The 13,956-nt window shown below is 48.7% G+C and carries 15 protein-coding genes; 14 read left to right on the top strand and 1 reads right to left on the bottom strand.

Annotated elements, in window-relative coordinates; translation table 11 throughout:
• Positions 1-11 precede the first annotated feature (11 nt).
• From aroC to AC0VYQ_RS09225, 11 genes are all read left to right on the top strand, one after another.
• The gene (aroC, locus tag AC0VYQ_RS09275) at positions 12-1,166 is read left to right on the top strand and encodes a chorismate synthase (RefSeq protein WP_088837321.1); all 1,155 of its coding nucleotides are present in this window, start codon (positions 12-14) and stop codon (positions 1,164-1,166) included.
• Complete coding sequence (gene aroB / locus AC0VYQ_RS09270; protein WP_475403467.1) at positions 1,163-2,221, top strand: 3-dehydroquinate synthase; 1,059 nt, start codon at positions 1,163-1,165, stop codon at positions 2,219-2,221. The genes aroC and aroB overlap by 4 nt, the downstream gene beginning before the upstream one ends.
• Entirely contained in the window at positions 2,212-3,468 is a 1,257-nt protein-coding gene (aroA, locus tag AC0VYQ_RS09265; protein WP_088837319.1) for a 3-phosphoshikimate 1-carboxyvinyltransferase, read from the top strand. Before aroB ends, aroA begins: the two co-directional genes overlap by 10 nt.
• Before the next feature lie 35 nt (positions 3,469-3,503).
• On the top strand, positions 3,504-4,766 hold the full coding sequence (locus AC0VYQ_RS09260; protein ID WP_029330640.1) for a tetratricopeptide repeat protein: 1,263 nt from the start codon (positions 3,504-3,506) through the stop codon (positions 4,764-4,766).
• 28 nt (positions 4,767-4,794) lie between these two features.
• A complete protein-coding gene (locus AC0VYQ_RS09255; protein ID WP_029330637.1) occupies positions 4,795-5,325 on the top strand; it encodes a ReoY family proteolytic degradation factor in 531 nt (176 codons plus the stop codon).
• A gap of 216 nt (positions 5,326-5,541) precedes the next feature.
• On the top strand, positions 5,542-5,982 hold the full coding sequence (locus tag AC0VYQ_RS09250; RefSeq protein ID WP_029330635.1) for a DUF2487 family protein: 441 nt from the start codon (positions 5,542-5,544) through the stop codon (positions 5,980-5,982).
• Between the two features lie 104 nt (positions 5,983-6,086).
• Positions 6,087-6,593: a ubiquinol-cytochrome c reductase iron-sulfur subunit gene (locus AC0VYQ_RS09245; RefSeq protein ID WP_029330633.1), complete on the top strand. Its 507-nt coding sequence runs from the start codon at positions 6,087-6,089 to the stop codon at positions 6,591-6,593.
• Positions 6,594-6,596: 3 nt separating this feature from the next.
• Positions 6,597-7,268, top strand: a complete 672-nt coding sequence (gene qcrB, locus AC0VYQ_RS09240) for a menaquinol-cytochrome c reductase cytochrome b subunit (protein ID WP_012370658.1) — start codon at positions 6,597-6,599, stop codon at positions 7,266-7,268.
• A 41-nt stretch (positions 7,269-7,309) separates the two neighbouring features.
• Entirely contained in the window at positions 7,310-8,101 is a 792-nt protein-coding gene (locus tag AC0VYQ_RS09235; protein ID WP_214804441.1) for a menaquinol-cytochrome c reductase cytochrome b/c subunit, read from the top strand.
• A gap of 50 nt (positions 8,102-8,151) precedes the next feature.
• Positions 8,152-8,757: a DUF1405 domain-containing protein gene (locus AC0VYQ_RS09230; protein WP_251132445.1), complete on the top strand. Its 606-nt coding sequence runs from the start codon at positions 8,152-8,154 to the stop codon at positions 8,755-8,757.
• 44 nt (positions 8,758-8,801) lie between these two features.
• The gene (locus tag AC0VYQ_RS09225) at positions 8,802-9,479 is read left to right on the top strand and encodes a zinc metallopeptidase (RefSeq protein ID WP_088837317.1); all 678 of its coding nucleotides are present in this window, start codon (positions 8,802-8,804) and stop codon (positions 9,477-9,479) included.
• A gap of 96 nt (positions 9,480-9,575) precedes the next feature.
• Here the strand turns inward: AC0VYQ_RS09225 and AC0VYQ_RS09220 are convergent, their stop codons facing one another.
• Positions 9,576-10,463, bottom strand: coding sequence for a YitT family protein (locus AC0VYQ_RS09220; protein WP_029330623.1), 888 nt, complete (start codon positions 10,461-10,463; stop codon positions 9,576-9,578).
• A gap of 178 nt (positions 10,464-10,641) precedes the next feature.
• Between AC0VYQ_RS09220 and bshA the strand changes: the two genes are divergently transcribed.
• The 3 genes from bshA to AC0VYQ_RS09205 are packed head-to-tail and all read left to right on the top strand — an operon-like array spanning position 10,642 to position 13,848.
• On the top strand, positions 10,642-11,784 hold the full coding sequence (bshA, locus tag AC0VYQ_RS09215) for an N-acetyl-alpha-D-glucosaminyl L-malate synthase BshA (RefSeq protein ID WP_088837316.1): 1,143 nt from the start codon (positions 10,642-10,644) through the stop codon (positions 11,782-11,784).
• Entirely contained in the window at positions 11,771-12,901 is a 1,131-nt protein-coding gene (locus AC0VYQ_RS09210) for a CCA tRNA nucleotidyltransferase (protein WP_475403466.1), read from the top strand. The genes bshA and AC0VYQ_RS09210 overlap by 14 nt, the downstream gene beginning before the upstream one ends.
• Complete coding sequence (locus tag AC0VYQ_RS09205; RefSeq protein ID WP_475403465.1) at positions 12,877-13,848, top strand: biotin--[acetyl-CoA-carboxylase] ligase; 972 nt, start codon at positions 12,877-12,879, stop codon at positions 13,846-13,848. Before AC0VYQ_RS09210 ends, AC0VYQ_RS09205 begins: the two co-directional genes overlap by 25 nt.
• Positions 13,849-13,956 lie beyond the last annotated feature (108 nt).

Here is a 13,956-nt window from a genome sequence, read left to right as displayed (position 1 = left end):
GGATGAAGCGTATGCGCTACATGACAGCTGGAGAATCACACGGAAAAGGACTTTCCGTCATCATCGATGGTGTTCCTTCCGGACTAACAATCGATTTCGAAAAAATTCAATCTGAAATGACACGACGTCAGGGTGGTTATGGACGTGGACGGCGGATGCAAATCGAACAGGATGCGATTGATGTTCGGGGTGGAATTCGTCACGGTTACACGACGGGGGCGCCAATCAGTCTGTTTATTGAAAACAAAGACCATACGCACTGGAAACAAGTCATGCAGGCGGAACCGCTCGAGGAAGCGCTTGAACGTCCGCGGACATTGACACGCCCGCGCCCAGGACATGCGGATCTTGTAGGTGGCTTGAAGTACGGTCATCGTGATCTCCGTGATGTCCTCGAACGTTCCTCTGCTCGAGAAACGGCGGCCCGAGTTGCAGTTGGGGCAATCGCGAAACAATTGTTGGCACAGCTCGATGTCGATTTGTTTTCCCATGTACGATCAATCGGTGGCGTTGATGCTGAAGCCGTTGATCCGACGACGCGGCGTGAGTTGATTGAAGCTTCTCCAGTCCGTTGTGCAGATGAAGCAGCGACTGAACAGATGATGCGTGCGATCGATCAAGCTAAAAAAGACGGCGACACACTTGGTGGTGAAGTCGAAGTCGTCGTCACGGGACTTGTTCCGGGGATTGGATCATTTACGCAAAATGACATGAAGTTAGACAGTCGGATCGCCCAAGCTGTCATCAGTGTCAATGCGATGAAAGCGGTTGGATTTGGTGATGGTTTTGATTTGGCGCGTCGTCCCGGTAGTACGGTCCAAGATGAAATCATTCATAGTGAAGCAGGTTACTCCCGCAGAACCAATCACCTAGGCGGAATTGAAGGTGGGATGTCGACAGGAATGCCGATTCGGGTTCAAGTTGCGATGAAGCCGATTCCGACATTGTATCAACCCCTGCAATCGGTCGATATTGAAACGAAAGAGCCGTTCACGGCCCAAATTGAACGCAGTGATGCTTGTGCTGTGCCCGCAGCAGCTGTCGTTCTCGAAGCTGTCGTCGCATTCGAAGTCGCAGCCGCGATTCTCGAAATGTTCGGGAGTTCAACGATGGATCGATTAAAACAAACGATAGCTGATTACAAGGAGGAGGTGCGTCTGTTTTGACGCATCTTTGCATCAAAGCGAGTCGCCCGTATCCGGTTCACATCGAGCCGGGTGCGTTGCGACGCCTGGCGGAAGTCGAAGAAGCACAGGTAGCAGATCGCTTTTGGATTATCACCGATCAAACGGTCAGTTCACTTCATTTAGAGACATTGATCAAACACGTCACGACTCTTTTTCCGAAAACAAACTGGATGACGAGTACTGTCGTACCAGGTGAGAGCAGTAAATCGCTCGAAACGTATGCAGACTTGCTTCAAGAAGGCATTGAACGAGGGGTGACCCGTCGTACGGTCATCCTGGCATTTGGTGGTGGAATGATTGGAGATCTCGCCGGTTTCGTTGCAGCAACGATTCTACGGGGCATTCCGTTCATCCAAATTCCGACGACGTTACTCGCGCATGACTCGAGCGTCGGCGGGAAAGTCGGGCTAAACCTATCGCTCGGTAAAAACCTCGTCGGGGCGTTCTATCAACCGAGTGCCGTTCTCTACGATGTATCTTTTCTGAAAACATTACCGGACCGCGAGTGGAGAAGCGGTTTTTTTGAATTGTTGAAACATGGTCTATTGGCAGCGGAACCGTTTGCTGATCAACTGATGGATTTAAAACTGTCCGATATGAAAGAGTTGCCACTCGAATCCTGGATTGCGAAAGGGATTTCCGTCAAACAACGAATCGTCGAACAAGATGAACAAGAACAAGGCATCCGTGCCTTTTTAAATTATGGGCATACATTTGGTCATGCCGTCGAGTATGCGAGTGAGCGTCTCGCGCATGGTGAGGCAGTCGGAATCGGTTTAGTCTTTGCCAAAATGTTAGAGGGACAAGTCGAAGAAGGAGATCAACTGGCTCAATTGTTGACGCGTTTAGGTGTCGAACTACCAAAAAGGCAATCGTTCGAGGTCTATTTCGACTATATGAAACGGGATAAAAAAAATAATCAGTCGATTCGATTCGTCTTAGCAGAAAACGGGAAATTTAACTTAGAGGAAATTCCGGTGGGACGATTGCTGTCCGCCTATGACATGACTGTGAGGTGCTTGAAATGGGATTAAAGGGAAAGGTACGAGTACCCGGCGATAAATCAATGACACACCGTGCTTTTTTATTTGGTGGGATTGCAAACGGGACGACGACGATTTCGAATGCACTCGAAGGAGCGGATTGTCTCGCTTCACTGAAGGCGGTTGAGGCACTTGGTGCGAAAATCGAGCGTTCTGAAAAAACGATTCAGATTACAGGGACGACTGCATTAAACGAAGCAAAAATCGATTGTGGGAATTCCGGAACGACGATTCGACTACTAAGCGGTATTTTAGCTGGTAGCGAGGCGGCGTATGAATTGACAGGCGATGATTCGTTAAAAAAACGGCCGATGGATCGGGTGACGATTCCACTCAGTCAGCTTGGTGCGAAAATCGAAGGGAACTACGCTCCGTTACGGATTCAGGGGCAACCGCTCGTCGGAACGACGTATACCTTACCGGTCGCAAGTGCTCAGGTGAAAAGTGCGGTCTTACTAGCGGGGTTATTTGCGACAGGTGAGACAACGGTGATTGAGCCGATCTTATCACGCGATCATACGGAACGGATGTTGCCGCAATTCGGCGTCGATGTGACGATCGATGACTTTGAAGACGGACGGCATATTCGTGTCGAAGGTCCTGTTCAACTTACGGCGACGACGGTCGATATACCGGGCGATCCGTCCTCGGCTGCATTTTGGTGGACGGCGGCGGCGATTGGCGAGGACAGTGTCATCACGACGGAACGCGTACTCATGAACCCGACCCGGATCGGATTTTTACAAGTATTACGACAAATGGGTGCGAGCGTCAAAATTTCGAACCGGCAGGAAGTGGCAGGGGAGGAAGTCGCGGATGTGACGGTAGAATCGACTACCCTGCAGGCGATGACGATTGAAGGAGAACAAATCCCTTCATTGATCGACGAGATTCCGCTCCTCGCTTTACTCGCGACGCAAGCGGAAGGAAAGACGATCATCCGGGATGCAGCGGAGTTACGCGTCAAAGAAACGGACCGGATCGAGACGGTCGTCGCGTCACTACGAAGACTCGGAGCGTCGATTGAAGCGACGGCAGACGGGATGACAATTGAAGGCCCGACGTCATTAAAAGGGGCGGAGGTCGACAGTGCCGGTGATCACCGTTTGGCGATGATGTTGACGATTGCTAAGACATTGAACGAAGAAATTCAAGTGAACGGGAATGAAGTAGTTGAAGTCAGCTACCCAACGTTCTATGATGATTTAAAGAAACTGCAAGATAACGGGAACGGATAAGTTCCGAATTGAATTTAGAAAGTGAGGCGTTTGCCTTGAACGAACAGGTATTAAAAGAAATCGTCGAAGGGCTAGAACACGGCCATACGTCGGAAGCGTTAGCTTCACTCGAACAACTTGAAAAGACAGGGACCGATGAGGATCGCTTAGCTGTCGCAGATCTTTACATCGAACTCGGACTCTCGGACCGGGCAGTCGATATCTTATCGCCTCTTTACGTCGATTATGCGGGGAATGCTGGCGTCGCTTTATTGCTTGCCGAATGTTATATCGATCTTGATAGAGAAGAAGAAGCAATCACTGTCCTTGAACAAGTCGATAAGACGGATAGCGAAAATGGACCTCGGACATTAGTTTTGTTAGCGGACCTCTATCAATCACAAGGACTCGACGAAGTCGCGCTCGCGAAATTAAAAGAGGCACGGTCACTTGCGCCGGATGAACCGTTGCTCGCTTACGGACTGGCTGAACTCTATATGACACTTGGAGCATTTGATCAAGCGGTCCCATTGTTCGCTGAAATTGCAGCTGTTCCGGCATTAAGAGAAGAATTGCCACTGGATGCCCTGTACGCCGAGTCGCTCGCAATGATCGGTGAATTCGAAGAAGCGATTCCCTTATATGAACGTGCAGTCGCGGAACGGTCTGACTTGCATACGCTGTTTGGACTTGCGATGACCGCCCACCGCGTCGGACTACACCAAAAAGCGGTCGAAACGTTCCAACAACTGATTGCCCAAGATCCAGATTATACGTCGGCTTACGTGCCTTACGCCGAGAGTCAAGCAGAACTCGGCTTGACGAAGGAAGCGTTGAATGTCATTAAGCAAGGGATGGAGCGAGACGATTATAATGATGAGCTCCGGACGATGGAAGCTTTATTCCTCTTGAAGCTAGGAGACCGCCAAGGGAGTGTCAACGCCTTACGTGAAGCTCTTGCCCTTAACCCGGAATCCTTGCTCGCTGCGGAACGTTTACTTGCGCTCCTCGCTGAAGATGAGGACCATGAGGCGACGATTGAAACGATTTCAGCAATCGAAGAACACGTCACGGCACCAATCTTGACGTGGTACCGTGCTCGATCACTCTATGCGCTGGAAGATTATACGAATGCGATGAAGCAGTATGCTCAAGTTGAATCTGCATTCGCGGATGATGCCCTCTTCTTGAAAGAATATGGTTTCGCATTGGTTGAAGAAGGACGACGCGAAGAGGGACAAGCATTGTTGCGTCGAGCAGCGATGTTCGCTCCAGAAGATGCTGATCTCGTCGATTATGTCGAACGGATGGATAGTTGATTCGATTGGAGAAGGGAGTAGGATTGAGATGACAGAGAGAAAACAGCGTTTCTTGCGCCGCATCTTGACCTATTACACGTTGAAGCGTCGGGAATCCAAATGGATCCTTGATTATTGGCTTCGTAATGATGCGAAACTGGATCAAGTTCATTTTGTTCAAAATGCGATGTTCGCGCCAAAAGCAATCATCATGACGACATACGGGTTTGACGCTGAACCGTTTCTCTTTAAAAAAGGTGAGGTTAAAACGACTGACCCGGAAAAGGCATATCACGACATCCGATTAACGGACGAACCGATTTATATCGAGTTAAATTTTCAAGGGATGATGATGGATGATGAATACTTGTCTCTACTTGAAGAGAACCCGTTTCGACCGGAGGTCACTGTTGAACCACGATTAGCGGACGAAGCGATGAATTTCATCGCGGCGACGGTCAATCGGCAAGAGGAAGAGCGATTGATTCGTTTGATTGATGAAGCACTTGATGCACGCGATCGGAGTCGTTTTCAATCACTCTCGGAAGAATTGCGGACGATTCGGAGCCAACTCCAATAACTAAAATACACTTTTCAATCTTCATACGCGTTTGTCTGCAGTCATCCTCTTCGGATAAAGAAGAGGATGATTTTATTTGAGTTTGAAAAAAACCTAAATATGAAGAAAAATAGAATGGAATTTCATAAAACGTTCACATTAAGCGAGCAGTAATAAAAGCGGATATGATACATTAAATGTGACGAAATGTAAGTGAACAGGAAAGGGGGAAATGATTTGCGTTTCAAACCATCCGATGTTCAAAGGACGAGAAACGAACAAGCGTATATCGATACGTTGGTCGTCCCATTGATACCGATCGGATTTGATGAATCGATGCATGCTTTTGCGGAATGTGCTGACATGACACTGACGGTTGCGTCAGAAGTCGAACGGCAACTGTCCGGTCGGGCGATGCTCCTTCCAGCAATGACGTATGTCGGTATACCGTCACTCGATCAATTGAACGGTTGGCGGGAAGCGGCATCTGCCGAGCAATTCCGTTTTGTCACGTTCATTACGGCAGATTTACGCTGGAAAGACACAGCGGTCGACGACATCGTCTATGTTCCACGATTATCGCTCGAGACGATGAGTCGCGACCAGCAAGGTCAGATGGTCGGGAATTTTGTAGGACAAGTTCTCGAACAGTTAGGAAACCGTTGGACCGCGCTATGAAGCGGTTGACGCGATGATTTTATTAAGATACTATTACCATGTGAGAAATTTGTGTGAAGTACAGTGGTCTTGGGGCACGGCGTACATCACAAGGGGGGATCGATATGGCTCAAAACGGGTCTAACGTAACACGTCGTCAATTCTTGACGTATACACTGACTGGAGTCGGTGGCTTTATGGCAGCGACGATGGTCATGCCGATGGTCAACTTCGCAGTTGATCCGGTCCTGAAGAAATCAGGATCAGGCGATAAAGTAAAAGTAATGAAGTTGTCGGACATCACAACAGAACCAAAACGGGTCGACTTCAAGAAGCAAACACAGGATGCTTGGTATGATTTCGAAGAAACATTATCAGCATGGGTCTTCAAAAATGATAAGGGCGAAATTCTCGCACTATCACCGATCTGTAAGCATTTAGGATGCCAAGTCAGTTTCGGAGCAGATCCGACGCACCCAGAGCAATTCTATTGCCCATGTCATTTCGGACGGTACACGAAAGATGGCGTCAACGTACCAGGAACGCCTCCGACGAAGCCGCTTGATGAATATGAAATGCAAGAGAAAGATGGTTTCCTCTACTTAGGTAAACCAGTCGAAAGAGGTGCGTAAGCGATGATGCAAAAAATCTATGATTGGATTGATGAGCGGGTTGATATCACTCCGCTTTGGCGAGATATCGCCGATCATGAAGTTCCAGAACACGTAAACCCTGCCCATAACTTTTCAGCATTCGTTTATTGTTTTGGCGGGTTGACGTTCTTTACAATCGTCATCCAGATTCTTTCAGGGATGTTCTTGACGATGTATTACGTACCAGATATCATCAATGCCCATGCGTCAGTGTACTATCTTCAAAACGAAGTCGCACACGGTCAAATCGTTCGTGGTATGCACCACTGGGGCGCATCAGTCGTCATCGTAATGTTGTTCTTACATACATTACGCGTCTTCTTCACAGGATCATACAAAAAGCCACGTGAATTGAACTGGGTCGTCGGTGTCCTCTTGTTCTTCGTTGTCTTAGCACTTGGTCTAACAGGATACTTGTTGCCTTGGGACATGAAAGCATTGTTCGCGACGAAAGTTACGATTCAAATCGCGGAAAGCATACCGGTCATCGGTGGCATCGCGAAGACGCTCCTCGCGGGTGGAGAAATCGTCGGTGCAAGTACGATTGCTCGATTCTTTGCGATTCACGTCTTCTTCCTTCCTGCGGCATTGTTCGTCTTGCTCGGGGCCCACTTCATGATGATCCGTAAACAAGGGATCTCTGGACCACTTTAAACCGACAATCAACTTAGGCAACCTAAAAGGGGGAGAACACGATGCATCGTGGTAAAGGAATGAAATTCGTCACCGATTCACGGGTGTCGATCAATAACCGGATGCCGAATAAGTCGAAAGACTATTCTGAGTATCCAGGTCGGACGGAAGCGTTCTGGCCAAACTTCTTACTTCGCGAATGGATGGTAGGAGCGGTCTTCTTGATCGGCTTCATGACGCTGACAATCGTTGAAGCAGCACCACTACAAAACATAGCTGACCCGACGAATACGTCGTACATTCCACTTCCGGACTGGTACTTCCTATTCCTCTATCAGCTCTTGAAATATCAATTTGCTGCCGGTCCGTACATTTTGATGGGAACTGTCATTCTTCCAGGTCTTGCTTTTACGGCGTTACTCGTAGCACCGTGGCTCGACCAAGGGATTGAACGTCGCCCGGCAAAACGTCCAGTCGCAGTCAGCATGATGTTACTCGGAATCGTCTCAATCATTTTCTTGACTTGGGAATCTGTTCAAACAACGCACTGGGATACGATCCATAAACAAGGTGAGTTGACGATGAACGAAGGTCCTGAAATCGATACGACGGCAAAAGGGTATGAAATTTACTCGAACCAGTCATGTGTCAACTGTCATGGTAAGAACCTCGAAGGTGGAGCAGCCGCTCCTGCCCTCGTCGGGACACAAAAGACAGAAGATGAAATTTATGAAATCGCAGATAAAGGTGTCGGTGCGATGCCTGCTGGACAGTACAAAGGTTCAGATGCAGATCGTAAAGAACTCGCTAAATTCATCGCTTCTTACGGTGAAGGCGGAGAGAACAATAAATAAGAGAAGAGCCGGGGGAATGATTCCTCCGGCTTTTGTCTATCATGAGGTGAATGAATGTGCCGTTTTTGCAGATTTTAAAACATAAAGCCCTCCTTTGGCCGCTCGGATTAATCAATCTAGCGGGAACGTTATACGGCTATTATTGGTATCAACCGCAACTCGAGACGGCGAAATGGTACTATTATCCGTTCATCCCGGACAGTCCGACGGCGTCGCTATTTTTTACGATCATCGTGTTTTTATGGATCTTCAATCGTCGTTCCCGACTGTTTGAAGCGCTCGCGTTCGTCACGTTGATTAAATACGGTGTCTGGGCCGTCGTCATGAATGCCTTGATGCTTCAAGAACTCGGGACAGGTAACAGTTATTTGACGGCAATGGCACTGATGTTGATGGTCTCGCACGGCGCGATGGCATTCCAGGCACTGCTTTACGTTCCATTCATGACGTTTCGCGTCAAGGAACTTGTCCTTGTCTCGATTTGGGTCATCCATAACGATGTCGTCGACTATGTGCTCGGTCAGTGGCCACGCTATCCGGCGCTCGCGGAGCATATCCAGTGGATTGGCTATGGTTCGTTCTGGTTGACGGGATTATGTATTTTGATGGGATATTTCTTTGTCGCACGCGATTCGATTGACAATAAGGTCGCTTGAACGTAAAATAAGGGTATAATCTTTTAGGAAAGGACAGATGTTACATGGCTAACTATCTGATTTACCTCGCCATCATCATCATTGTTCCCATCTGGGCACAAATGCGAGTCCGAAAAACGTATAAAAAATACCAAGAAGTTCCGATTCATAGTGGGGTGACAGGCGCTCAAGTCGCTGACTTCATCATGAAACAGAATGGGATTACGGATGTCCGTCTCGAAGCAATCGGCGGAACGATGTCCGATCATTACGATCCGACGAATAAAGTCGTTCGTCTTTCGGAAGATGTGTATCATGGTTCAACGGTTTCTGCCGTTTCGATTGCAGCGCACGAAATCGGGCACGTCATCCAAGATGCGACGGACTATAACATGATGCGTGTCCGTCACCGGATTGCACCGGTTGCGTCAATTACGTCGAATCTGTCATTCCCGTTATTACTCGTTGGTTTCTTCGCTGGGATGACTGGTCTTGCGATGCTTGGTGTCATCTTGATGCTCGGTGCCGTCGTCTTCCAGCTCGTGACGTTGCCGGTTGAGTTCGATGCGTCGAAACGGGCGATGGCTCAGTTAACGGAACACGGGATCATCGATGCGGAAGAAGAGCGTGGCTCACGCCGTGTCTTGAACGCCGCCGCCTGGACTTACGTCGCTGCGACACTCGTCGCTGTCGCCGAATTCCTCCGCCTCGCTTTGATGGTCTTTGCACCGTCTGACGAGTAATTCAAGAGTAACGCGTACAAATTAATAAAAAATAAACACCCGGCTGGTTCGATCTTCTTCTTCAGAATCGAATCATACGGGTGTTTATTTTTGTTTTTACGTTTCCTTGATCGGAACACGATTTTCGTCGAACGTAAATCCTTCGCCGGTTACTTCATACACATCATGGAGTGTGATGAAAGCATGTTGGTCAACTGTTTTGACGAGCGTCTTCAACCGGGTGATTTCATTGCGGGCGACGACGACATACAAGACTTCAAGGTCGCGACCGGAGAATCCACCTTTCGCGAGTAACCGCGTCGTTCCGCGGTTCATCGTCGCGTGAATCCCGTCGGCGATCTCCGTCCGGTGATCACTGATGATCATCGCGGCTTTACCAGCATACGTTCCTTCCTGCATCCAGTCGATGACACGGGCCCCGACGTAGACGGCAAGCAACGTATACATCGCCTGTTTGTAGTCGAGATATGTCAATGAAGCGACGATGACGAAAAAATCAAAAATCATGAACGTCCGACCGATCGACCATCCGAAATACCGCTTCGTCAGTCGGGCGATGATATCGACCCCGCCCGTCGTCCCGCCGTTGTTGAAGATGATGCCGAGGCCGACACCGATGAAGACACCGGCGAACAACGAAGCGAGCACCATATCATCTTTCAACATGATTTCAAGCGGTGAATATTTGGCGATTAAGCCGTACCAAAGAGAAAAGCTGAACGTGCCGATCAAGGTATAGATGAACGTCGTCCGCCCGAGCATTTTATAGCTGACGAAAAATAACGGGACGTTTAAGACGAGGTTCGTAATCGACGGGGATAAACCGAACAAGCCCTTTAAAATAAGGGTGATTCCCGTGAATCCACCCTCAGCTAACTCATTTTGAACATTAAAATGATAAATGCCGAACGCAAAGATAAATGATCCGATTAAAATCCAAAAAATATTTCGGAAGCGAATCGGAAATTGAAATGGGGGTGCCATATCAGGTTGCTCCTCTCTAACAAGACTCTTTCTCTAGGGTAACGGTAGACGTTGAAAAAGACTAGCTTTTCTACGGAAATCTCCTTGAAAAGTGGTCGATGTAGTTTTTAAGAGGCGTTTTGTTTACAATTGAATCGAGAAGACAAGCTTAACCTAATTAAAGAGAGAGTGATCTTATATGAAAAAGTCGATTGGAATCCTTTGTTACCCGTCCGTAGGCGGAAGTGGTGTCGTCGCGACGGAACTCGGGATGAAACTTGCGGATCGTGGGCATGATGTCCACTTCATTACATCAAGCATGCCGTTTCGCCTGACGGAATATCGTCCGAATATCACGGTTCACCTCGTAGAAGTCAACCAATATTCTGTATTTAAATATCCGCCTTATGATATTACATTGGCTTCGAAAGTCGCAGAAGTCATCGATGTGTTCGATCTCGATATCATCCATGCCCACTACGCCGTCCCGCATGCCGTCTGTGCAGAGCTCGGACGCAATATGGCGAAGAAGAAAGGCGTCGCTGTCGTGACGACTTTACATGGAACGGACATCACGGTCATCGGTCAAGACTTAGAGATGCAGCCAGCCATCCGTTACGGAATCGAAAGTTCGGATGCTGTGACCGCCGTCTCGGAAAGTCTTGCTCTTGAGACGAACATGACGTTGCATGCCGAGTACGATATTGACGTCATTGCGAACTCGATTGATGAGAGTGTGTATTATCCGATGCGCGACGAACGTCTAAAACGACATTATGGGATTGAGCCGGGAGAAGTCGTCGTCATACATATTTCGAACTTCCGCCCCGTCAAACGCATCGATGATACGCTCGTCGCGTTTGCAATTGCTGCAAATAATCGTGACATGCGGTTATTACTCGTCGGAGATGGTCCGGAGATGGGGCAGACGCGCCGCCGGGCAAAAGAACTCGGGGTCTATGAAAAAATCATCTTCGCCGGAAAACAAGAACATGTCGCCCAGTTGCTCGCAATCAGTGACATCCATTTATTGTTGTCGGAAAAAGAGGCGTTCGGACTCGTCGTCCTTGAAGCGATGGCGGTCGGAGTTCCGAGTGTCGTCTCGAATGCCGGTGGCTTACCAGAAGTGATCCAAGACGGACAAACCGGATTCATCGTTCCGACGTATGATGTCAAGGCAGCGGCGGAACGAATCGGCCAGTTAGCCGATACACCCGAGTTACGCGAACAGATGGCGGATGCCGGAATTCGCGATACACGGCAACGGTTCGATTCAAATGAAATCGTCCGGAAGTATGAACAGGTCTATGAACGGGTGTGTGCACGATATGAAAATGTCTGAGCTGGCGAATACGATCATTGAAACAATCGAACGTGCAGGTGGCGAAGCGTATGTCGTCGGTGGAGCTGTTCGCGACACGTTACTCGGACGCGTGCCTGGCGATTATGATTTAGCGACGTCACTCTTACCGGACGAGGTCATCCCGTTGTTTCCGGTCGTCATCCCGACCGGACTCGAGCATGGGACGGTGACGATCGTCTTAGAACACGTACCGTTCGAAGTGACGACGTTTCGTTCCGAGTCAACCTATAGCGACCGCCGTAGACCAGACCACGTGACGCTTGGCGTCTCGCTGGAAGAAGATTTGATACGACGTGATTTTACGATCAACGCGATGGCGTTAAAACCAACCGGGCTCGTCGATCTCTTTGGCGGACAAGCCGACCTTGCGAGCAAAATCATTCGAACGGTCGGCCGGCCAGAAGAGCGCTTCGAAGAAGATGCCTTACGGATGATTCGTGCCTTTCGCTTCATGAGTCAGCTCGAGTTCTCGTTAGACGGTTTGACGGAGCGGGCCATCGCGAAGCAAGCGGAGACGATTCAACACGTCGCAATCGAACGTGTCGCGATTGAGTTCGAAAAACTACTCCTTGGACCGGGGCGTGCTGCAGCGTTACAAGCGATGTTACGCACAGGACTCGCGACCTATCTTCCACACGTCACTTCAGAAGTGATGGGACGATTAGCACAATCATCATTACAGGGTGTCTCGACAGAAAATGTGTGGACGCTGCTGCTCGACGCCGGGTTTCCGCAAGAACGGTTACGTGTCTTTAAACGTTCGAAAAAACAGGAGCAACGGGCAAAACGACTCGTAGCGCTTGTTCGACTGGAGCAACTAACGGACTGGCAACGGTATACATTGACGGACGAGGAACTGCTCGTCTTAAATCAAATGACAGGTCGGAGTCACGCAGACCGGACAACTTTAGCGATCCGTTCGTTAAAAGATTTACAAGTCAGCGGACGCGACATGATTGCTGCCGGGCTGAAAAAACAAGAAATCAAAGAAGCACTCCACTATTTGGAACAGCATGTCGTAAACGGACACCTTGAAAATCAACGTTCGATTCTGTTAGAGGAAGTGAGCAAATGGAAAAATCAACACGAGACGTAATTTTGCAACGATTGATGCAGACGGATTGGATTTCAGGTCAAGATTTAGCTGACCAGTTAAATATTTCACGTACCGCTATTTGGAAACAAATTGCGTCTTTAAAAGAAGCAGGGTACGCGATTGAATCGAATAAAAAAAACGGGTACCACCTCATCGATCGTGGTGATCATTTAACGGCACTTGCAATCGAACAGTACTTACAGACGAAATTTTTCGGACGCGATATTTTTCATGTCGAGGAGACGGAGACGACGCAACGGATTGCGCATGATTTAGCACAACAGCAGGTCAAAGAAGGGAAACTCGTCGTCTGTGACTACCAGACGAGTGGGCGCGGACAGCTCGGTCGTGTTTGGCACGAGACGAAAGGAAACGGCATTGCGATGAGTTTGATAGTAAGACCAGACGTCCCGCTCGATCAAGCAGGACAATTAACACTCGTGTCTGGCATTGCCCTAGCGACATCTTTACGTGAGTTCGACGTGCCAGTGACAATCAAATGGCCGAATGATTTATTGATTGATGGTCGAAAGGTCGCAGGGATTTTGACGGAAATGCAGACGGAAGCAAACCGGATCAGTTCGGTCATCATTGGAATTGGAATCAATGTCCACCATGACGTCTTCAGTACGGCAATCGCTGATCGGGCGACGTCCCTTAAACTCGCGACCAATCGAACGTTTCGGCGGGCAGAAATCGTTGCATCCTTCTTAAATCAGTTTGAGCAGATGTACGAACGATGGTTGGTCGATGGATTCGGCTCTTTTGTCGAAGGGTGGGAACATCTTGCGGATAAGCTCAATCAACCCGTTACACTACGCTCGCGTCAACAAACCTTGTCTGGTTATTTGCGCGGAATTCGCGCCGATGGAACGCTGATGGTCGAAACGGACCAAGGAATGGAAGCATTCCATTCGGCGGAACTCGTCTACTGGACAGAAAACTAAAATCCCGACGTTTGCAGTTGCCAATTTGAATCATGTATAATAAAGCGAAGGATGATAGCCGTTAGGAGTCATACCGGTAGAAAACTTTTTTTATCGCTAGTACGACCT

It is taken from the genome of Exiguobacterium sp. QJM3NY_9, from assembly GCF_056173545.1.
The sequence above is the reverse complement of the archived record's forward strand: the minus strand, read 5'-3'. Positions and strand labels throughout refer to the sequence as shown.

Bases quoted from the DNA above. Each gene is read 5' to 3' on its own strand.
- aroC (WP_088837321.1), top strand. From the start codon at position 12: ATGCGCTACATGACAGCTGGAGAATCACACGGAAAAGGACTTTCCGTC.
- aroA (WP_088837319.1), top strand. From the start codon at position 2,212: ATGGGATTAAAGGGAAAGGTACGAGTACCCGGCGATAAATCAATGACA.
- AC0VYQ_RS09255 (WP_029330637.1), top strand. From the start codon at position 4,795: ATGACAGAGAGAAAACAGCGTTTCTTGCGCCGCATCTTGACCTATTAC.
- AC0VYQ_RS09245 (WP_029330633.1), top strand. From the start codon at position 6,087: ATGGCTCAAAACGGGTCTAACGTAACACGTCGTCAATTCTTGACGTAT.
- qcrB (WP_012370658.1), top strand. From the start codon at position 6,597: ATGATGCAAAAAATCTATGATTGGATTGATGAGCGGGTTGATATCACT.
- AC0VYQ_RS09235 (WP_214804441.1), top strand. From the start codon at position 7,310: ATGCATCGTGGTAAAGGAATGAAATTCGTCACCGATTCACGGGTGTCG.
- AC0VYQ_RS09230 (WP_251132445.1), top strand. From the start codon at position 8,152: ATGAATGTGCCGTTTTTGCAGATTTTAAAACATAAAGCCCTCCTTTGG.
- AC0VYQ_RS09225 (WP_088837317.1), top strand. From the start codon at position 8,802: ATGGCTAACTATCTGATTTACCTCGCCATCATCATCATTGTTCCCATC.
- AC0VYQ_RS09220 (WP_029330623.1), bottom strand. From the start codon at position 10,463: ATGGCACCCCCATTTCAATTTCCGATTCGCTTCCGAAATATTTTTTGG.
- bshA (WP_088837316.1), top strand. From the start codon at position 10,642: ATGAAAAAGTCGATTGGAATCCTTTGTTACCCGTCCGTAGGCGGAAGT.
- AC0VYQ_RS09210 (WP_475403466.1), top strand. From the start codon at position 11,771: ATGAAAATGTCTGAGCTGGCGAATACGATCATTGAAACAATCGAACGT.
- AC0VYQ_RS09205 (WP_475403465.1), top strand. From the start codon at position 12,877: ATGGAAAAATCAACACGAGACGTAATTTTGCAACGATTGATGCAGACG.